Source organism: Corynebacterium genitalium ATCC 33030 (assembly GCF_000143825.1).
GTDB lineage: Bacteria > Actinomycetota > Actinomycetes > Mycobacteriales > Mycobacteriaceae > Corynebacterium > Corynebacterium genitalium.
The window spans coordinates 1,344,758-1,364,920 of record NZ_CM000961.1 but is presented as its reverse complement, the minus strand read 5'-3'; the positions used below and the strand labels follow the sequence as shown (position 1 = coordinate 1,364,920).

Below are 20,163 nucleotides of genomic sequence, written 5' to 3'. Positions count from 1 at the left end.
ATGCCTGCCCCGCTGCACATCGGACTTGACGGAGTCTCCTTTTCCTACCCCGACGGCCACCGCGTACTCACCGATATCTCCTTTGCAGTGCCGTCCGGTTCTGTCACGGGGCTGATCGGTGAGAACGGCTCCGGCAAGTCGACGTTGCTCTCCCTTATCGCCGGCGATAACAAGCCGACCGCAGGCACGATCATCACCCCACCTGTGACGGGGTTCATCGCCCAAGAGACTTCACTGCCGTTCACGTCCCCCGCGTCGGAGCTTATCGACGCCGCCGTGGACGAACTCCGCGGCGTTGAGCGCGAGATCGGAGCCTTGTCGGAGCAAATGGCGGACAACCCCGCTGATGCCGGTCTAGCGGAACGCTTCGATGTGGCTCTGACACGCGCGGAGAATTCCGGCGTGTGGGAACTGGATGCGCGCATTGCCACCGTGCTGGCCGGTTTAGGTCTGGCAGGGGTAGATCTGGCGACTCCGCTCGGCGAGATGTCCGGCGGGCAGCGACGCCGCTTCGCGCTGGCCACATTGCTGCTGCGCCCGGTGGACGCCATGGTTCTCGACGAGCCAACGAACCACTTCGATGACGAAGCAGTGGACTTCCTCGTCGACGAGCTCACCTCATTCAAAGGGCCTGTGCTGGCTGCTTCCCACGACCGCTACTTCCTGGACACCGCCTGTGACAGCTTGGTCGATCTCGACCCTGGGCTCGGCCCTGAAGGCGGTATGGGTGAAGAGACAAAGCAGGGAGCGAAATTCTCCGGCTCCTTCTCCGATTACCTCGAGGCCCGCGAGAAGCGCCGCGCCCGCTGGGCCACCGACTACGCAGCTCAGGAACACGAGCGTGAGCGGCTGGAAAAGGCCGCCCACCAAACCGAGGACGACGTGTTCCACTCGCATGAAGCTAAGACGGAAACCCGCGCAGCCGCGAAGTACTACGCTGACAAGGCTGCGAAAACGGTGGGAAACCGACGAAAAGCAGCCGAATCGCGGCTGGAGAAACTCGAGCGCTACCAAATCCCGGCACCGCCGAAGCGGCTGCGCTTCCAGGGCCTGCCGGAGCACACCGCGACATCGCTGGGAGTCCCTGCCGTAGTGACGAAGAACCTCTCCGTCCCGGACCGGCTCGCTCCGCTGAGCATCAAAGTTCAGCCGGGCCAGCAGCTACTTGTCGAAGGCCCGAACGGGTCGGGCAAGTCGACGCTGCTGAAAATCATCGACGGCGAACTCACCGACTACAACGGCGAAATCATCATGCCCGATGAAATGACTGTTGCACGCCTGGAGCAGGACGACGACTGGACCGATCTGTCGCGCACCCCCGCCGACATTCTGCCGAACATCGTCGAGATGGGACTGATGACGGAAGACCAGGCCGCACAGCCCCTCGACGACCTGTCCCTGGGTCAACGCCGCCGTGTTTCGCTGGGCCTGATCCTGTCCAACCCGCCGGATCTACTGCTTCTCGACGAGCCGACCAACCACCTCTCCCTCGTCCTCGCCGAAGAACTCGAAGAGGCATTGCTGGATTTCGAGGGCACAGTCATCATGACCTCCCACGACCGGTGGGTCCGCCGCAACTGGCGGCGGCGCATTGAGCAGAAAGACAATCGCGCCACGATCCTCACCCTGTCCACGCTGTGGACGGAAGAGGTGTGGCGCGAAGAAAACCCGGAAGCTTAGAGGGCCGGTGCCGGAGCACCTTCAGGAGCAGGTGCCGGTGCCGGAGCACCTTCAGGAGCCGGTGCCGGTGCCGGTGCGCCGCCTGGTGCGGGTGCCGGCGCACCCTCCGGAGCAGGTGCAGGCGCACCCTCCGGAGCAGGTGCAGGCGCACCCTCGGGCGCAGGTGCCGGAGCAACGCCCTCACCTTCCGGAGTTGCCTCGCACATCTGCGGGACCTGTTCCGGGGCCACGGTGTTGCGGATCAGAATGCACGCCCACGACTGGGACAGCTTCCAGGCCCCGTTCTCATAGACGAAGGACACGTTCTCTGCGACGGAGGGGCCTTGCTCCGGCTGGGTGAAGTTCACGGCTGCGAGAACTTCGTTCGGGGTGTAGCCGGGCAGAATCGGCTCGACGACCTGGAAGTCGGCGCCGGACTCCTGCTTGGCCTTCGTCATGACGTCGAACAGCTCGACAGCGTTCTCGCCGCCCTGGACGGTGCGGGTGCGCTCCTCCATCGGCAGGTTCGGGTCGGTGGCGCGGGCCAGGATCTCGTTGAGCTGCACAGCATTGGGCATCTCAGCAGGAGCGGCCTGCTCGGTGGCCACGTTGGTTTCGGTGGCCACGGCAGTCTCTTCTGCGCCGTTCTCCTCGTCGGAGCAGGCTGCCAGGCTCAACGCTGCACCGAACGCGGCGGTGACGGCGATAAGTTTGCGTGCTTTCACTATCTCTCCTTCTGTTCCCTTAACTGGGTCAACGTTACCGCTTGTGCATGCCAGCTCAAATTGGCACGCCTGTGGCAACCTTGAGATATGAGCACAATTGCCGTGATTGCCACCGGCGGGACGATCGCCTGCGTCCCGGATGAGACCGGCGCGCTCGTGCCCAAGCTGACCGCGGCGGATCTCATCGAGCGTGCCGCGCCGAACATCGAAGGCGTATGCCGCCCGGTGGATCTGCGGGCGGTGGACTCGTCGTCGATGACGTTGGAAGACGTGGACAGGCTCGTTGCGGAAGTGCACGCGCAGCTTGACGACGCCTCCGTGAGCGGCGTCGTCATCACCCACGGCACCGACTCTTTGGCCGACACGGCGATCGTGCTGGACATGTTCCACACCTCGGACAAGCCGCTTGTGGTCACGGGCGCAATGGGTGCCGACGACGGGCCGGGCAACCTGCGCCGAGCAATCGAGCTGGCTGCGCGGGATACCGTGGCGGGTGATGCCGAGGGTGTCACGGTGTGCGTGGGCGGCGTGCTCCCGGCGCGGGGGTTGTTCAAACAGGACACGGCGGCGATGATCCCGTTCGCGCTGAACCCGGCCACCCGCCCGCAACCAGTTCCCCCGGTGGCATTGGCTGGCGTGAACATCCCCATTGTGCGGGCGTGGCCTGGCGCTGGCGGTGAGCTCATCGACTACGCGGTGAACTCCGGCGTAAATGGCGCGGATGGCGCGGACGGCCTTGTGGTGGAAGCGCTCGGCGCCGGCAACGTCTCCGACGAGATGGGCGCGGCGATTGAAAGAGCACTGCGGACGATCCCGGTGGTGGTCACCACCTCGGTGCCGTTGGGCTCCGTCGAATTCGCCTACGGCGGGCCCGGTGGCGGCAGCACCTTAGGCGCGTTCGGCGCGATCCCGTCCGGGCCCCTGCGCGCAGGCCAAGCCAGGATGGCCTTGGCGGTCGCGCTGCGGGTGGGGTTGGACCCTACGAGCGTGCTGGGCTGAAAACCTGCCAACGCTTAAAAACAATCTCGAAAAGCAACTCGCCCCCTCACTCAACCGATGCTCCAGTGGCGAGTTTTCATATTTCGTCTCGAACACCACTTCGAACCTTCAACACCACCGCAAAACTACCCCTCAAGATCACCCCCATACTAAATTAGTTTTCTCAAGCTACTCTTTGTCGCGCACCAATCGTTTAACATCTTACATAGTTTGGTTTTTTCGACCAAACTAGTAGAGGCCAGAAAGGGACCAGTGATGGTTATGTTTCCGTATCGCACATCTGCCACAGTGTTGGCAATAGGCTTGACCTTTACCACGGTGCTCGTTCCAATCGTTTCAGCCAGCACACCAACACCGGAGGTTGAAGCGCAGCACCCATACATGTCAGAAGCCCACGAGAGCGTGCTCAAAGTCAAAGATGCCAACGATACCGCCGCGGACCCGTCAGCAACAGCGGGGCTAGAAAACGGAGTGATCACAAATCTCGCGATTGCGGACGACACTCTGATTGCTGAAACAAGCTTCGGCGAAATTCGGGTATCCAACCCTGAGGGGGTGCACCTGGAACAGGTTAACTCCCAATACTCATCGAATGGCCAGGTTGTTTTGGAGCAATCAGACGAATACGTCGCCGGTTATCAGATCCTCCAGCCTGGTGAGCACAAAGCTGAATGGAATTTCGATTTGCCAGAGAACGTCAGCCTTGGTCAGGGAGAAGACGGTGCTATCGATTTGGTCTACACAGATCCATACGAAGGAACGATGAGGGTTCAGTCGTTCATTGAGCCGCCTACCGCCGTTTCAGTCGACGGGGATTTGCAAGATACTAGCTACCGTATCGAAGGGGACAATCTTCTACAGATCACGGAAAACGGAGCTTCCGAAGTGGTGGCAGATCCCAAGTTAACTTTTGGTCGGAATATTTACCTTAACCTTTGGGGATATGAGGCCGAAGGAGCGGGGAGAATGCTAGCAACTCTAGGGTTCGGGGCCCAGATCGCACTATGCACTGTCGATGACAAGATTCCTGGCATATACGGGAGAGCCGCCAAAGCGCTTTGCTACGCGGTCCCTGGAATGACGTTCGGGCACTTCAAACGCATCATAACCGCACCTTCTCGGTTCGACTTTCGCAGCTGCTACCAAATCCCGCTGGTAAATTCTCCACAGCGCAGGTGGGTTAAAGTGGACAAGAAGAACTGCAGTCAACCGTCAGCCTACCGATGAAAGATGGCAGATCGATGAAGCGTGATAAACCGATGAAAGCAATCGTTATAGAACGTTTAGCCATTGGATTCTCGCTCATCGCCTTGGCTCTTCTGATAGGGATATTGTCCGACAACCTGCGATTAGCCGCCCAAATTAGCGCCTACGCCGGCCTAATCTGGGCGTTATCGCTGGTGCTCAAGTTGGCGATGAAGAAAAACGCGGAAAGATGATCGGGCGTTAACCCTGCTCGCTTCCTTGGCCCCTAGCTCAACTAGGTTCGAACGCCCGCCCCAAGCAACCACCGTGAAACCAAAGACAGTGTTTACGGCTAGAAAAATCGCAGGTGTCTCTTTACACTTGTAAGGTTTTAGGGAATTGGTTCCAAGGAAGAAATCACGCCACCAGTCCGCCCCGCTTGGCTCGCCTAGAGGATGCGAGCGTGTTTAGTCTCGCTCACCATTTGGACTACTGGTCTCGGTCAACGGCCCGGCGAACGTACAACGTTGGTAGTACGGCCATCTGAGAAAGTCGTAGTATCTCTCATCCCTATCCTGCCTCAAAAACCGGCCAGGCTCTATCGCTCAAGTTGGGTTTTATGGTGTCCCCCAGCGGGCCGCGCTCGAAGAGTCGCTTCCTCGCGAACGCGAAGACGGCGATGTCGCTGACCAAGAAGCCAGCTGGAAACCCCATCCACTGCGCGGTGAGGATGTGCAGGTGGTAAACCGTTAGTGGCATGGACCCGAGCGGCTGCAGGAAACGGGGGTTAGAGGGAAGGAGAGACTGTAAGCCGCCGCGTCCAAGTGCAATGGTCCAATGTCCAGTACGCCACCAGTGTGACCGAGGGGTTCGAGCCGATGGAAGGGTCCACTCAGATCGAGCTAGGATCACGCGAGGATGTTGCCCCCACGAGCGCACCGCCGAACACCCTACCGAGCACGCATTGGAGCAAGGGGGGTAGGTGCCAGCGAGTACGCATGCCCGCCACCATGCGCAGAGCCAACACCGCCGCAGGTACGGGTGACCGTGGATGTCCACGGGCGCGAGCACGAACCGTCAGATAAGCGCGGACACCGCGATGAACGACAAGCAACACGGTGAAATCGCGCGATGACCGTGTTGTTACCCGCCCCAAGGCGATCATGCAGAGCTGGAAGTGAAGCAGGAAAAGGGAAATATCGCACGAAAACTGCAGCAGCACTAGGTACAGAGCAATGAGACCAGCCCGCACACGGTGAACTTCAGCGGGTCAGCCGTCATGAGCGTCATCTGATTCCGGCCAGCACCACAAACAGCACTGGGGAGAACCTTAGAGCAATTAGCCCACGATCCTGAGCGTCAGCGCCAAGTGCGCGGAGTGAAGTCCCTCTAGCCGTTTCGCGATGGTTCTCAGCGCGCCTCCAATCAATCCTCCCACGCTAACGAGTTGACCGGATGTGCGCCCATTCTCCAATGAAATCACCCATCCAATCTTTTTCGGATGGGCTACTTTTCGAGGAGCGTTTTGGGCTACTTTTCAAAGAGCGCTGACAGCGGGTTTCAAACCGCACGGTGACAAACCCTTGGCCCGCTCGACCCTAGGACCGTGTTCGGCTAATCCCGAAGGCCGCCAGGGCGGCGACGAAGACGCCGAAGGCGATGACCACGCCGAGGGGGAACTTGCTTCTCTCTTCTTCCGGCATACGCTCCTCCGGGCTGGGCTCGGGGGCGGAGATCACGCTCTTGATCCACTCCACCTGGCTGGCCACGGGTGCCACGGCGACTTTGGGGTTGCTCAGCAGCTCCTCTTCGGAGGGGTTGTCGGGGTTGGTGAACAGGCCGGCGGACATGACGGCGGCGATGCGCCCGTCCTGGAAGATCGGGCCGCCGGAGTCGCCCGGCTGGATGCGCGCGCCGTTGGCGAGGGTGACCACGGCGGCTGAGGGGGCGTCGAAAAGCGCGGGCGCTTCGTCGCTGACCTCCGAGGTGCCTGTGGCTACCGGCAGTTTCTCGGATCCGCCGGAGCCGTCGGAAGACCAGCCATAGACGGTGACCTCCCCGTTGGCCAGCTCAACGTCGGGCAGCGTGGCGTAGGTGCGCAGCTGCATGTCCTCCACGGTGTGGATGAGCCCGATGTCGCCGATGGGCGCTTTTTCCCACCGGTCCACGGCGTAGGTGCGCTGCTGGTCGCCCTGGAGGGTGCGCACGCTGCCGCCGGGTGTGTCGAACATCTCCATGCAATGGCGCGCTGTGAGCACCCAATGCGGGGCGATCGCGGTGCCGGTGCAGGTGCCGTCTTCCGGTTCGTCGTCCTGCATGCGCAGGGACACGACGGTGTCGGCTTCGGGGGTGTCGCCGGCGAAGTCGGTGCTTTCCATCGCCAACGCGGCCGACGGGTTGAGCAGTGCTGCGGTGATGATGGCCGGCAGAATCTTCTTCATTTCTTCTCCTGTTCAGGTTGGTGGGACGTGGTCAAAGGGGTATGCGGGGTGAGGTCGGTGATGCGCTTGACGGCTTCTTCCAGCGGGCCACGGTTAAAGAAGTGCTTCCAGGCGAACGCGAACGCTAACGCGGTGATGACGCTGATTAGGAAACCGCCCGTGAACCCCATCCACTGCATCCACTGTGCGGTGAGGATGTGCAGGCTGTAGATAGTCAGCGGCATCGACCCCAGCGGCTGCAGGAAGCGGGGGTTGAGCAGGCAGCAGAGGCTGTAGACTGCCGCAGCCATTCCGATGGAGCCGATGATGTTCAGCACTCCGCCGGTGTGGCCGAGGGGTTCGAGCCACTGGAGGGCTTCGCCCGGGACGAAGTAGTACCGTGCGACGATGTTGCCTGCGACAAGCGCACTGCCGACCACCAGGCCGAGCACGTAATGCCGCACACTGTGCAGGTGCCGGCGCATGAGCATGCCCGCCACCATGAGCGTGGCCCACACCGCCAGCGGGTACGGGTAACCGAGGATGTCCACGGGCGGAACCACGAACTGGTGGATGAGCGCGGACGCCGCGGTGAGTGCGACAAGCAGCACCGCGAGATTGCGCGACGGCCACGCAGTCACCCACCCCAGCACGATCATGCAGATACCGAAATTGAGCAGGACCACATAGATGTCGCCCGAAAACAGCTGCAGCACGAAGTGCAGCGCGATAAGCACCAGACCGCGCACGGTGAACTTCAGCGGGTCCGGCTGCATGAGCGTCATCGACATTCCGGCGAGCACCGCGAACAGCGCTGAGGGAAAACCGTAGAGCAGCTGGCCCACGATCCCGAGCGTTTGCGTGCCCGCCAGCGTCAGGTGCGCGGCCATCATCGCGATGATCGCCACGGCACGTGCGGCGTCGAGTCCCACTATCCGTTTCGGCATGGTCCACAGGGTAAAACGGCCGATGTTGCGAGAGCGTTAAGATCGGCAACCATGAATCTGAGCGTGCTCATTGTCGACGACGAGGTCTACCTCGCCGACGCCCTCCAGGTCGCGTTGAACAGGGAGGGCATGAAGGCACATGCGCTTTACGACGGCACCTCGGCCCTGCTGTACCTCCACGCCCACGCCCCGGATGTGGATGTGGTCGTCCTCGACCGCGACGTACCCGGCGTGCACGGCGACGACATCTGCGCCCGCATTGTGGCCGACTACCCGCACCTGCGGGTGATCATGCTCACCGCCGCGGGCACCTTGGACGACCGGTTGAGCGGCTTCGGTGCGGGGGCCGACGACTATCTGCCCAAACCGTTCGACGTCCCCGAGCTCATTGCTCGGGTGCGTGCTCTGGGCCGGCGCTCGTCCCCGGCGCGCAGTACGGTGCTGGTCTGCGGCGATGTGCGGCTGGACACGGCACGCCGGCGCGTCATGCGCGGTGAGGAAGAAATCGCGCTATCGCCGAAAGAGTTCGCGGTACTGGAAGTGCTCATGGAAGAAGACGGCGCCGTGATCTCCGCCGAGGAGCTGCTTGAGCGCGCCTGGGACGAAAACGCCGACCCCTTCACCAACTCCCCGCGTGTGACCATTTCCTACTTGCGCAAGAAGCTCGGGGAACCGCAGATCATCCGCACCAAGCCCGGTGAGGGGTATTACGCATGTCCTTGAGAGCCCGCATCGCAGCCATGTTCGTGCTCACCACGTTTCTCGCCGGTGCGGCATTGACCGCCCTGGTGTACGCCTACTTGAAGCTCACCCCGGTGCCGTTCCGGGCTGAATTCCCCGGCGGGGATGCAGGGGATGCAGGGGGTGCAGAAGGTGCTGCGGGTGCCGTCATCGACGGGGCGGTGCCCGTCGCCGACGAAGTGTTGCGGGTCGTGCTCATTGTCTCCGTTGTGGGCCTTCTGCTGCTCACGGCCTTGTCCGGCCTGATCGGCTGGTTCGTGGCCGGTTGGGTGATCACTCCGCTATCCGGCCTGGCGCACACCGCACGCCAGGTCACCGCGGGCGATCTGGAGCAGCGCACCGGGTATGACGGCGCCGACGACGAAGTCGGCGACCTCGCCTCCGCCCTCGACACGATGCTTGATTCGCTCGAGGACTCGATCACCGCCCAGAAGCGGTTCGCGGCGAACGCCTCCCACGAGCTGAAAACGCCGATTGCCACCATCCAGACTGTCGCAGACGTCGCGCTGGCTACCCCTGAGGATGCCGAGCATCTGCGCACAGCCCTGACCCAGATCCGTTCCGTCAACGCCGACAACGCCGCGATGGTCAGTGCGCTTCTCGACCTCGCACGAGCGGAGAACCCCGAACTCGCCCCCGTCGACCTCGGTGAGATCTGCGGGGGCGACGACCACGTGGCCGTCATGGGCGACGCCGTCCTGCTGCGCCACGCTGTGTCGAACCTGGTGCGCAACGCGCAGACTCACGGTGAGAACATGCGGCTGAGCTTGACCAGCGACGGCCATGAAGCCCGCGTGGTGGTGACGAACGACGGCGCTGTGCTCGACCCTGATGCCGTCGCGACGTTCACTGAACCGTTCACCCGCGGCACCAACCGCGTCGGCGACGGCCACGGACTCGGCCTTGCGCTCACCGATGCAATCGCCCGGTCCCACGGCGGCCGCCTCGAACTCCACGCCCGGGCAGAAGGCGGGCTGACCGCCGGTCTTATTCTCCCTGTTGCTCCTGCAGCTCCAGCCACTCCTCCCACGCGAGAGAATTGACCGGGTCAGCAGGAACAAGATCCGGGTCGTCCGCACGGAAGTTCTTCACCTTCCCCGGGCCCGTGGCGCGGGTTTCAAACCGGACGGTGACAAACCCGTGGCCTGCCCCTTGGATCCAGCCGTGGCCGTACTCGGGGTGGAACACATCCTGGGTGGCCGCCCAACCGGTTTTCGCCGCCTCCTCAAATGCGGGCAAGGGTGCGTCGGCAAGGTCACTCACTCCCGTTTCTTCCGGGATCACCCGGTGCGGGATGATCGCCTGGTCCAACTCCGGGAACAACGTGTCCTGCATGACGTCCTCCAGGCCAGAAAAACCCACGCCTACCAGCCGGATCGGTCCGAGCTCGTCCGGGTAGCGGGCGATACGAAAGGCCGCCGCAACCAAGGTTTCCAGGTCGTCCGTCGCGTACGGCAGCGTTGTTGAGCGGGACTCAATATGAAAGTCGGCCATTTTGAGTTTGACGGTGGCGGTGCGGGCGCCGCGGCCGTCGATAAGCAAACGGCGGTGCGCGTCGGATGCCGCGCGCCTGATGGCGGCCTCAACTTCTGCTGTGGTGGTCAGATCCTGCGGATACGTGTGCTCCGCGGAGATCTGCTTCGACTCGGCGCGCGGTTTGACGTCGCGGTCGTCGATGCCGCGCGCCAACATCCACAATTGCTTGCCGACGACTCCCCCCAGAGCAATATCCACCTCCCTTTCCGTCATGGCCGCGAAGTCTCCGATGGTCTCGATGCCAGCGCCAGTGAGCTTCGCCCCTGTCACCGGCCCTACACCCCACAGCTCCTTGACGGGCAAAGGGTGGAGGATATCCGTTTGCTGGGCTTTCGGAATGATGTACGTGCCGTCGGGTTTGGCCAGGCCCGAGCCGATTTTGGCGTACTGCTTGCCGCTGCCGGCACCGATCGAGCTGGGCAAACCAGTCTCCTCGCGGATCTGGTCGCGCAGGGTGTTCGCCCAGTCGCGGACCTCATCAGGCGTGGCGCCTTGGAGCTCGTGCGGCTCCATGAATGCCTCGTCGATGGACAGCTGCTCCACGACGTCGACGTGGCGGGCGATGATCTCGAACACGCGCCGTGAGGCGGTCGTGTACACCTTCCTTCGTGGTGTGACCAGAACTGCCTGCGGGCCGACGAGCCGGGTGGCGCGGTAGGTGGGCATGGCGGAACGCGCCCCGAACTTGCGGGCCTCGTAGCTCGCTCCGGCAACCACTCCCCTGCCCGTGACACCGGCGACAAGGACGGGCCGGCCCTTGAGCGTGGGACGGGTCAGCTGCTCGCACGACGCGTAGAAGGCGTCCATGTCGATGTGGAGGACCCAGCGGGAGTGTTCTGTCATCCTTCAGGCAGGTGGTACTCGAATTCGGAAGTGGTGAGGTCTGCATCCAGCGGGTGCCAGTCCGGCAGGATGCGCATGTTGTCATCGGGGCTGACAACAACGAGGTCGGTGGTCTGCTCGCGTGCGCTGGCCAGTTCAGACGGTACCAAGTGGATCGCTTGAGTGTCGGACGCTTTGACCATGACACGCTTTTCCTCCCCGTCCTTCCGGCACAGAAAGTTATGCGGGTGGCCGACGTGAATGACATTCCATCCCTGCGACTCGTAGTGGGCCCGCGCTTCATCCTCGGCGCGGGTCACCAGCGTATCGATCGCGCGGAACGGGAATGATTTCGCGCGCTCCAACTCCGCCCAACTTCCGAACCAGAAGTTTCTGGCGACGGTGTCGAGATCCTTCCGGGAGGCCTCGACCTTGCGAGGGGTGGCGTTTTTGCCGGAGCGGCGGAGAGCGTCAAAAAGCGGGGCGAGCTTAGTCGCGTCATTGTCGCGCTGCTCCGCGAAAAACGACACCGGCACCCGGCGGATGTACTTCCGCTTGCGTTCTTCCACCTCAGACGGCCACGACAAATTGACCGGCGGGATCTCCTTGTCGGGGTGGAAAGGCGCGCTCAAAACGGAGGCGACAAGAACGTGCTCGACGGCCTTGCGTTTACCTCCCTTCACACCGGCACACAGCATGAGGATGTCGCCCACCTCAGGCTGGTCCCGAAAACGGCTGGCGAAGCCGAGCACCGAATGCTTGCGCGCCCACTGGAGATCCTTGTGGGCCCGCGCGTCGTCCGGGAGGTTGACCACGAACAAAGACGGAGACCTACCCATGCCGCCATTCAAGCAGAATTCAGCCCGCTCATGGCTCGCCGCGGTCACTTAGCCGTTCTTAGCCACCGATGCTGTGACGCCGTCGAGCACCTCGTGGGCACCGGCACCGTCGGTAGCGACAGACAACTGCGTGGCCAAGGTCTCTGCCGCAATGTGATCGGCGTGCTGGTTCGCCCACTGCTCCTTATCGGCCGGAACGTAGAGCGTGACGGTGATCCGGTCGGAAACGTCCAGTCCCTCCTTCTTGCGGGCATCCTGCAGGCCACGGATCACGTCAGCAGCCCAGCCTTCGGCCTCGAGCTCTTCCGTGACCGTGTCATCCAGCACCACGAGCCCGTCCTTGCCCTCGATGCGTGCGGTCGAATCCGGGTCCGCAGCAACAAGACGCTCGGTGTAGAGCTCTGGAGTGAGCACGATATCGCCGTCGACAACGACGTTTGCGCCGTCGTGAACGTAATTGCCGGCCTTGACGTTCTTGATCGCGCGTTGCACATCCTTGCCCAAGGTCGGGCCCGCCACCTTGGCGTTCACGACGACTTCGAACGAGCCTGCAGAGTCGACGTCCGTGGTCAGCTCGACGTTCTTCACGTTGACTTCGTCGCGGATCACATCAGTGAACGGCTCCAAGGACTTCGCCTCCGGTAGCGCCACCTTCAGCGCAGGCAGCGGCAGGCGGTTGCGCAGCTTCTTCGCCTTGCGTAGCGACGACGCCGCCGAGCACACCGAGCGCGTCGCGTCCATTGCAGCAACGAGCTCGGCATCGGCCGGGAACTGGTCCGCGTCCGGGTAGTCGGTGAGGTGGACCGAACGCTCGCCCGTGAGACCGCGCCACATGACCTCCGTGATGTACGGCAAAAGTGGGGCAGCTGCCCGGCACAGGACCTCCAGCACCGTGTAGAGCGTGTTGAATGCCTCCGGGTGCTCGTCCTGGCCCGCCCAGAAACGGTCGCGGGAGCGACGGACGTACCAATTGGTCAAGGTGTCGGCGAAGACGCGGACCTCATCGCACGCGCCAGAGATGTCCGTTGCGTCAAGCGCTGCGCGCACGTTGCCCACCATGTCGTGGAGCTTGGCCAGGATGTAGCGGTCCAGCACGTTATCCGAGCTGGTGTCCCACTGCGCCTCCCGATCAGAGTAGAGCTGGAGGAAGGTGTAGGCGTTCCAGATCGGCAGGATTGCCTGGCGCACGCCGTCACGGATCCCTTGCTCGGTGACAATGAGGTTGCCGCCGCGCAGAATCGGCGAGGACATGAGGAACCAGCGCATGGCGTCAGAGCCGTCGCGGTCGAAGACCTCGTAGATGTTCGGGTAATTGCCTTTCGACTTGGACATTTTCTGTCCGTCGTCGCCCAACACGATGCCGTGCGCAACGACCTGTTTGAACGCGACTTGATCAAACAGTGCGGTAGACAGCACGTGCTGGACGTAAAACCAGCCGCGGCTCTGGCCGGAGTATTCGACGATGAAGTCGGCCGGCTGGCGGGTGTCGAACTCTTCAACGTTCTCGAACGGGTAGTGGTACTGCGCAAACGGCATGGAGCCGGATTCGAACCAGCAGTCGAGTACATCCGGTACACGACGCATCGTGGACTGGCCTGTCGGGTCGTCCGGGTTCGGGCGGGTCAGTTCGTCGATGTACGGGCGGTGCAGCGACTCGGGGCGCATGCCGAAGTCCGCCTCCAACTCGTCGAGTGAGCCATAAACGTCCACACGCGGGTAGTCCGGGTTGTCCGAGACCCAGGCGGGCACCGGGGAGCCCCAGTAACGGGTACGGGAGATGTTCCAGTCGCGTGCGCCTTCCAGCCATTTACCGAACTGGCCGTCGCGGACGTGCTCCGGGATCCATTCGATGGTCTGGTTCAGCTCCACCATGCGGTCACGGATGTCGGTGACCTTCACAAACCACGCAGGCAGCGCCATGTAGATCAGAGGCTCACCGGAGCGCCAGGAGTGCGGGTAGGAGTGGACGATCACCTTGTCCTGAAAGACGCGGCCGCGAGCCTTCAGATCGCGGATGATGTCACGGTTGGCGCCGAAAACGAGCTGGCCCTCGTACTCGGGCACCTGGCTGGTGAACTTGCCATCGGCGTCAACGGGGATGACCAGGCCGATGCCGTACTTCTCGCAGGTGATCATATCGTCCTCACCGAATGCCGGGGCCTGGTGGACGATGCCCGTGCCGTCCTCGGTGGAGACGTAGTCCGCAACGAGGATCATGAACGCGTTCGGCTGATCGGCGAAGTAGTCGAAGACCGGCGTGTACTCCAGCCCCTCGAGCTCCGCGCCCTTGAACGTCGCGAGGACCTCCGAGTCCTCCCCCAGTTCCTTTGCATACGAGCCGATGAGCGAGGTCGCGATGAGGTACTTTTCTTTCTGTGTGTCGCCGTGTGCGACACACAGTGCGTATTCGATTTCCGGGCCGACAGCCAACGCGAGGTTCGAGGGCAGGGTCCAGGGGGTGGTGGTCCAGGCGAGCGCGTTCGCGTCGATAAGCTCTGGGTGCTCAGCAAGCGTCTGCTCCGCCTTGAAGCCCGCGCGTGCACCGGCGATGGGCAGCGTGACAGTGACGGTGGGATCCTGGCGCTCCTTGTAAGAATCGTCGAGACGCGTCTCCTGGTTCGACAGCGGCGTGTGCTCAGCCCAGGAGTACGGCAGGACACGGAAGCCCTGGTAGATCAGGCCTTTGTCATAGAGCTCCTTGAACGCCCACATGACGGACTCCATGTACTCGATGTCCATCGTCTTGTAGCCATTCTCGAAGTCCACCCAGCGTGCCTGGCGGGTGACGTAGTCCTCCCACTCGCCCGCATAGTGCATGACGGACTGGCCGCAGTACTCGTTGAACTTGGCCAAGCCCATATCTTCGATCTGAGCCTTATCGGTGATGCCCAGCTGCTTCTCCGCCTCGAGCTCAGCGGGCAAACCGTGGCAATCCCAGCCGAAGACGCGCGGCACGTGGTAGCCGGTCATCGTGCGGAAACGCGGAACGATGTCCTTGACGTACCCGGTGAGCAAGTGGCCGTAGTGCGGTAGACCGTTGGCGAACGGGGGCCCGTCGTTGAAGACGTACTCCTCGCAGTTTTCCCTGTTCTCCAGGCTGGCTTGGAAGGTGGAGTCCTTCTGCCAATAGTCCAGAACGATGCGCTCCATGTCGGGGAACTTGTTGGATCCCCCAGTCATATCCACCTTGGGGTACGCACGGCCGGCGGTGTTGCTGCTCATAATCCGATCCTTCACTCACACTGTTGCTGCCGTGCGGGGACGCAGATCACTGAATCACTGCGCGGTACCACCCCGCTTGGAACCCAAGTACGGGCTCCCGCTTCGTTTGTGGTGAAGTCCGGGTCTAGTGAGCTGTGAGCTTTAGTAGCCGCGGCCGTTCTTCCGGAACGCTCCCCGGTGATGGCCGGATCATTGCGTGTCTCTTTCTGGCGCTCATTGTAGCCACCCACAAGAAGATGTGCGCAATTGTGTGGGCCTATTTAGTGGTGCCGCTGGGGGGCTGTGCGGAAAAGTTGACATATTGGCTGACCGGGAACGCAATAAACCCAGGTCACAGAAACCGGGATATCAACTTTTCCGCACGGACCGCTCAGACCCGCGCCAAGCCGAAGCCAGCCGTGCGCGCGACGAAACCCCGCGCCACCGAATGGTGCGCGGGGATGGAGCCCTAGTGCAGGGCTTTAGTTTTCGCCGGACGGTGCGGAAGAACCGCGCGTCTCCAGCTCCTCGAGCTGGGACTCGAGCAGGGTCTTGAGGCGGGTACGGTACTCGCGCTCGAAGGTGCGCAGCTCGGCGATGCGAGCCTCCAGTGCGGACTGCTGTTGCTTCACCGTGTTCATGATCTCGGTGTGCTTGCGCTCGGCATCTGCCTGCAGCTGGGCTGCCTTCTCCTCTGCCTGGCGGATCTGAGCCTCGGCACGGGAGTTTGCTTCGTTGGTGGTTTCCTCGGCGCGACGCTCTGCGTCGCTGACAAGCTGGTTGGCGCGCTGCTCGGCAGCCTGGGTGGTTGCTGCAGCACGGCTCTCAGCCTCGCCGACCTGCTGGCTAGCGCTGGTGCGTGCTTCCTCGAGCAGGCGGCGGGATTCTTCCTCGGCCTCGCGGGTAACGCGCTCGGCGGTTTCCTGAGCCAAGCCCAGAACGCGTGCTGCCTGCACGTTGGCTTCTTCGGTGGCCTGTGCCGACGGGTCGATCTTGGTGGACGCAGATGCGGCAGCACCTTCGCGGGCGGTGCGTGCCTCGTTCTCTGCGCGCTCGCGAGCCTGCTGAGCCTCGCGGAGACGGCCTTCGTACTCTTGGCGCAGCTCCTGCTCGATCCGGCGGCGGATCGCGCCTTCATCTGCCTGCGGGGCACCCTGAGCCGGGGCGGAGCCGCCCTCCTCGAGACGAGCGCGCAGATCGTCGTTCTCATCCTGCAGCTGGGCGAGTGTGTCCTCGACGAGGTCCAGGAACTGGTCGACCTCGTCCTCGTTGTATCCACGCTTCCCAATCGGCGGCTTGCTGAAAGCGACATTGTGCACGTCTGCTGGTGTCAGCGGCATTTGCGTTCCCTTCGAGTTAATGGTCCGGGGGTTTTGGTTTACCGAGGTAAATAATAACCCACGTTACTTGTACCCTCAATCTTTACCAGAGGGTAAGTATTAACGCGCAATGATTGATTAAATCCCGAAGATGGTGACGATCAACGCAGAAAGGATCATTAGGCCTATGAACAGCACAATTACGCTGACATCCAAGGCCACCCCACCGAGCGGAAGTGGCGGAATATAACGGCGCAGGAAGCGGATCGGCGGGTCTGTGGTGACAAAAAAGACCTCCGCAGCGACCATGAACCACGACGGAGGATCGAAGTGTTTAGCGAAAGACTGGATCATCTCGATGATGAGCCGGACGATCACCATGAGGGTGTACAAACCCACAAGTGCATAGAGAATGGCGCCGATCATAGTCACGGCACTAAACCCTAACGCAGGTGTGCTGCGCGCTCCAGCTCGCCTACGGTGGTGCGGGCGTTCTCCGGAACGATAGCGAAAACCAGGTGCTCATCACCAGTGCGGGAGAGCTTGTGCATCTTGCCGCGGGCAGCGAAGCACAGGCCTGCGGCAAAGTCGATCAGCCGCATCGCGGTCGGCTTGTCCACGGCGGAGAGGTCCATCACCACTGCGTCGCCGTCACGGAACGGCTCGCCGATCTCCTTGGCGTCGTTGTAGTTGCGCGGGCGGACGCTGATGATGGCTGCGGTGTAGTCGCGCTGTTCGTAGTCGCGCTCTACGTAGCCGCGGGCGCTGTAGGACGTGGAGCCAGCTTCCTCGTAAGCCGGGTCATCGTAGTACGGGTCGACGGCCGGATCGTACTGGCCGAGGCCGAAGAATTCCTTCAGGCTGTTCGAGAAAGACATGGCTTAAGTCTCCTGTTCGCGGGCGGTTTTGAGGATTGTTGATGCGTTGTCCGTCAGCCTACGGGCCGCTGTCCCAGCAGCCGTGTTCCGACACGCACGATGTCGGATCCACAGGTAATTGCCTGCTCAAAATCATGTGACATCCCGGCAGATAGCAACATTGGGCGACCCAAGCGCCCAGCGTAGTCATCCGCGATGCTTCTCGACGCCTCAAAAACCCGCGCAGGGTCTGCATCGATGGGAGGCACGACCATGAAGCCGTCGACAAGCACATGCTCTAATTGCTCGGCTTCCGCGACGAGTTCCGCGAGGTCGGATTCGCGCACCCCTCCCCTGTTTTCATCTTCGTCGAAGGAGAGCTGAATGAGGCAGGGCAGCTGATCGCTCGTCCTGTCGCCGCGCTCGAGCGCAAGCGCCACACCGCTATCCAGCGCGCGGGCGAGTTTGACGGAGTCGAGTGAGTGGACTTCGCTGGCCCACCGCGCGACCGAGTTCGCCTTCTTCGTCTGAATTTGACCGATCATGGCGAACCGCATGTTGGGCAGCTCCGCCGCCTTCTGCTTCGCTTCCTGTTCCCGGTTCTCACCGACGGTGGCGATGCCGAGTTCCGCAAGCAGCGCCACATCAGATGCGGGGTGGAACTTCGTCACCGGGAGAATGGCTACGCTGCCGTCTTCGCGCCCGGCCGAGCGTTCAGCGGCGCGGACATCCTTACGGAGTCCTTCCAGATTGGCGGCTAGTTCGTCTTTGCGTGTCATCATGCTCCCGTCAGCCAGATGATGCCGGCTTGGCGGCCGGTTTGCCCTTCGCGGCGGTAGGAAAAGAAGTCGGGGTCGGTGATGGTGTCGCGCGGATCAGCGTCAATGTGTGTCACGCCGAGGCCAAGCAACTGGCGCACCAGGCCTGCGCGCACGTCAATGCCCGGTGTGCCCTGCTTTGTGCGGGTGCGCGAGCCAGGCAAGTGCTTTTCGACGTCATCAGCCATATCCTGCGGAACCTCGTAGGATTCCCCTGCCGCAGCCGGTCCGAGAAGAGCCTGGATATTCGCCGGGGTCGCGCCGAGTTCGACCATTGTCTCCACTGTGTTGCGGACGATCCCGTTGCGCGCACCCATGCGGCCCGCGTGCGCGGCGGCGATCACGCCAGAGGCATGGTCGGCGAGCAAGACAGGCACGCAGTCGGCGACTTTCACGCACAGCGCCAGTTTCGGGGTCGTGGTGACAATCGCGTCAGTCGCTTCAACCGGGGAAGCCGTGGCGCCGTCCACCACGGTGACGGTATTGGTGTGGAGCTGCTCCATCCACACCTGACGCTCGATGCCGAGCTTCTCCCCCAGGGTGCGGCGGGTGTCCTCCAAAGACAAATCCCCGGCCGCGCGGCCTGTGAAGACCATGCGGACGGGGCGGGAAGTGGTGTCAATCATGACACCCCAGAGTACTCCTGTTTTTCGCTCGACTTAGCGGAGGAAGTCCGGCACGTCGAGGTCGTCGTCCAGACGCTCCTCCCGGCGGCGCGGGCGGTACTCTTCGCGGCTGCGGCTGGTACGGGAGTCGGTGAACAGCCCGCCGCGGTCATCGTCGTAGCGGTGGCGCGGAGCGGGGGCTTCGTACTGGGGCTCTGCCGGCTGCGCGGGCTGGGCCGGCTGAACGGGCTGGGCGGGCTCGCTGTCGTAGTCGCGGGTCTCTTCACGCGGTTCGAACAGGGAGCTCGAGGACGGCGCCGGGGTCGGGGTCTCCTGCGCCGGTTCGGCCTCGACGACCACCTGCTCCGGGGCACCGGTGCGGTCCGGGCGGGCGTTGGCCTTCTCGTCGAAGCCAGTGGCGATGATGGTCACGCGCACCTCGTCGCCCAGGTTGTCATCGATGATCGTGCCGAAGATGATGTTGGCGTCGTCGTCAGCCTTCTCCTCGACGATCGATGCGGCGTTGTTGACCTCCATCAGTCCCAGGTCGGAACCACCGGCGACGGAGATGAGAACGCCCTTCGCGCCCTCCATCGTCGTTTCCAGCAGCGGGGAGTTGATGGCCTGCTCGGTGGCGGCCATGACACGGTTCTCTCCGCGTGCGGAGCCGACACCCATCAGGGCGGAGCCGGCATCAGCCATGACGGAGCGAACGTCGGCGAAGTCGACATTGATCATGCCCGGGATGGTGATCAGGTTGGTGATCCCTTGGACACCGTTGTAGAGCACCTCGTCAGCGGCGCGGAACGCTTCCATCATGGACAGCTCAGCGTCACCAAGCTGCAGCAGACGGTCATTCGGGATGACGATCACGGTGTCGCAGACTTCCTTGAGCGCCTCGATGCCCTCCAGGGCCTGGCGGGTGCGGCGCTTGCCCTCGAAGGAGAACGGGCGGGTGACAACACCGATGGTCAGCGCGCCCATTTTCTTGGCGATGCCGGCGACGACCGGAGCGGCACCAGTACCGGTACCGCCGCCCTCACCTGCGGTGACGAACACCATGTCAGAGCCCTTCAGGGACTCTTCGATCTCCTGCTTGTGGTCCTCTGCGGAGGTGCGGCCGACCTCGGGGTTGGCGCCGGCACCCAGGCCTCGGGTGGCCTCGCGGCCGATGTCGAGCTTGGTGTCAGCGTCGGTGAACAGAAGTGCCTGGGAGTCGGTGTTGATGGCAACGAACTCAACACCCTTGAGGCCCTCTTCGATCATGCGGTTAACTGCGTTGACACCGCCGCCGCCGACTCCGACGACGCGGATCATGGCGAGGTAGTTGCTGGGAGAGGTCATTGGTGTGGTCTCGCCTTTCAGGGGTAACGGGGAATCGGGTTTCACAAGACGCTTTCCATCATGACCAACCTACCGCGAAAATCGGCGAATTTTTCCGGCGTGTCGGTACCCTCAACCTCTACTTTAGGGTTTGTGACCTGGAGTTA

The 20,163-nt window shown here is 62.6% G+C and carries 18 protein-coding genes; 6 read left to right on the top strand and 12 right to left on the bottom strand.

Translation table 11 applies throughout. From position 1 onward, the window contains the following. Window positions 1-1,680, top strand: coding sequence for an ABC-F family ATP-binding cassette domain-containing protein (locus HMPREF0291_RS06415; protein ID WP_005289607.1), 1,680 nt, complete (start codon window positions 1-3; stop codon window positions 1,678-1,680). Here HMPREF0291_RS06415 and HMPREF0291_RS06410 read toward each other — a convergent pair. Then, a complete protein-coding gene (locus HMPREF0291_RS06410; protein WP_005289606.1) occupies window positions 1,677-2,384 on the bottom strand; it encodes a WKL family lipoprotein in 708 nt (235 codons plus the stop codon). The two genes, HMPREF0291_RS06415 and HMPREF0291_RS06410, sit on opposite strands and share 4 nt — an antisense overlap. Window positions 2,385-2,471: 87 nt before the next feature. Here HMPREF0291_RS06410 and HMPREF0291_RS06405 point away from each other — a divergent pair, with 87 nt between their 5' ends. From HMPREF0291_RS06405 to HMPREF0291_RS06395, 3 genes are all read left to right on the top strand, one after another. After that, complete coding sequence (locus tag HMPREF0291_RS06405) at window positions 2,472-3,383, top strand: asparaginase (protein ID WP_005289603.1); 912 nt, start codon at window positions 2,472-2,474, stop codon at window positions 3,381-3,383. 252 nt (window positions 3,384-3,635) lie between these two features. Next, window positions 3,636-4,610 (top strand): hypothetical protein, encoded by a 975-nt coding sequence (locus HMPREF0291_RS06400; protein ID WP_156774819.1) that lies wholly within the window; start codon window positions 3,636-3,638, stop codon window positions 4,608-4,610. Window positions 4,611-4,624: 14 nt separating this feature from the next. Then, window positions 4,625-4,822: a hypothetical protein gene (locus HMPREF0291_RS06395; RefSeq protein ID WP_156774818.1), complete on the top strand. Its 198-nt coding sequence runs from the start codon at window positions 4,625-4,627 to the stop codon at window positions 4,820-4,822. Window positions 4,823-6,166: 1,344 nt separating this feature from the next. Here the strand turns inward: HMPREF0291_RS06395 and HMPREF0291_RS06385 are convergent. After that, window positions 6,167-7,009, bottom strand: a complete 843-nt coding sequence (locus HMPREF0291_RS06385) for a trypsin-like serine protease (protein ID WP_005289594.1) — start codon at window positions 7,007-7,009, stop codon at window positions 6,167-6,169. Continuing rightward, window positions 7,006-7,935 (bottom strand): hypothetical protein, encoded by a 930-nt coding sequence (locus HMPREF0291_RS06380; protein ID WP_005289592.1) that lies wholly within the window; start codon window positions 7,933-7,935, stop codon window positions 7,006-7,008. Before HMPREF0291_RS06380 ends, HMPREF0291_RS06385 begins: the two co-directional genes overlap by 4 nt. Window positions 7,936-7,986: 51 nt before the next feature. Here HMPREF0291_RS06380 and HMPREF0291_RS06375 point away from each other — a divergent pair, with 51 nt between their 5' ends. Both HMPREF0291_RS06375 and HMPREF0291_RS06370 read left to right on the top strand, forming a co-directional pair. After that, window positions 7,987-8,658: a response regulator transcription factor gene (locus HMPREF0291_RS06375; RefSeq protein WP_005289590.1), complete on the top strand. Its 672-nt coding sequence runs from the start codon at window positions 7,987-7,989 to the stop codon at window positions 8,656-8,658. Beyond that, window positions 8,649-9,719: a sensor histidine kinase gene (locus HMPREF0291_RS06370; RefSeq protein WP_005289588.1), complete on the top strand. Its 1,071-nt coding sequence runs from the start codon at window positions 8,649-8,651 to the stop codon at window positions 9,717-9,719. The genes HMPREF0291_RS06375 and HMPREF0291_RS06370 overlap by 10 nt, the downstream gene beginning before the upstream one ends. Here HMPREF0291_RS06370 and HMPREF0291_RS06365 read toward each other — a convergent pair. The 9 genes from HMPREF0291_RS06365 to ftsZ all read right to left on the bottom strand — a co-directional run bounded on the left by HMPREF0291_RS06365 (window position 9,664) and on the right by ftsZ (window position 20,017). Then, on the bottom strand, window positions 9,664-11,055 hold the full coding sequence (locus tag HMPREF0291_RS06365; RefSeq protein ID WP_005289586.1) for a DNA polymerase IV: 1,392 nt from the start codon (window positions 11,053-11,055) through the stop codon (window positions 9,664-9,666). The genes HMPREF0291_RS06370 and HMPREF0291_RS06365 overlap by 56 nt on opposite strands. Further along, on the bottom strand, window positions 11,052-11,873 hold the full coding sequence (locus HMPREF0291_RS06360; protein WP_156774817.1) for a hypothetical protein: 822 nt from the start codon (window positions 11,871-11,873) through the stop codon (window positions 11,052-11,054). The genes HMPREF0291_RS06365 and HMPREF0291_RS06360 overlap by 4 nt, the downstream gene beginning before the upstream one ends. 48 nt (window positions 11,874-11,921) lie before the next feature. After that, entirely contained in the window at window positions 11,922-15,095 is a 3,174-nt protein-coding gene (gene ileS / locus HMPREF0291_RS06355) for an isoleucine--tRNA ligase (RefSeq protein ID WP_005289582.1), read from the bottom strand. A 461-nt stretch (window positions 15,096-15,556) separates the two neighbouring features. Then, window positions 15,557-16,414: a DivIVA-like cell division protein Wag31 gene (wag31, locus tag HMPREF0291_RS06350; protein WP_005289580.1), complete on the bottom strand. Its 858-nt coding sequence runs from the start codon at window positions 16,412-16,414 to the stop codon at window positions 15,557-15,559. A 117-nt stretch (window positions 16,415-16,531) separates the two neighbouring features. Further along, a complete protein-coding gene (locus HMPREF0291_RS06345) occupies window positions 16,532-16,819 on the bottom strand; it encodes a YggT family protein (protein WP_005289578.1) in 288 nt (95 codons plus the stop codon). A 17-nt stretch (window positions 16,820-16,836) separates the two neighbouring features. Then, complete coding sequence (locus tag HMPREF0291_RS06340) at window positions 16,837-17,271, bottom strand: cell division protein SepF (protein WP_005289575.1); 435 nt, start codon at window positions 17,269-17,271, stop codon at window positions 16,837-16,839. A gap of 53 nt (window positions 17,272-17,324) precedes the next feature. After that, entirely contained in the window at window positions 17,325-18,029 is a 705-nt protein-coding gene (locus tag HMPREF0291_RS06335) for a YggS family pyridoxal phosphate-dependent enzyme (RefSeq protein ID WP_050748802.1), read from the bottom strand. After that, window positions 18,029-18,694: a peptidoglycan editing factor PgeF gene (gene pgeF / locus HMPREF0291_RS06330; protein WP_005289572.1), complete on the bottom strand. Its 666-nt coding sequence runs from the start codon at window positions 18,692-18,694 to the stop codon at window positions 18,029-18,031. The genes HMPREF0291_RS06335 and pgeF overlap by 1 nt, the downstream gene beginning before the upstream one ends. Window positions 18,695-18,727: 33 nt before the next feature. Further along, window positions 18,728-20,017 carry a cell division protein FtsZ gene (gene ftsZ / locus HMPREF0291_RS06325; RefSeq protein ID WP_005289571.1) on the bottom strand — a complete coding sequence of 430 codons (1,290 nt, stop codon included), beginning with the start codon at window positions 20,015-20,017 and terminating at the stop codon, window positions 18,728-18,730. Window positions 20,018-20,163: the final 146 nt, after the last annotated feature.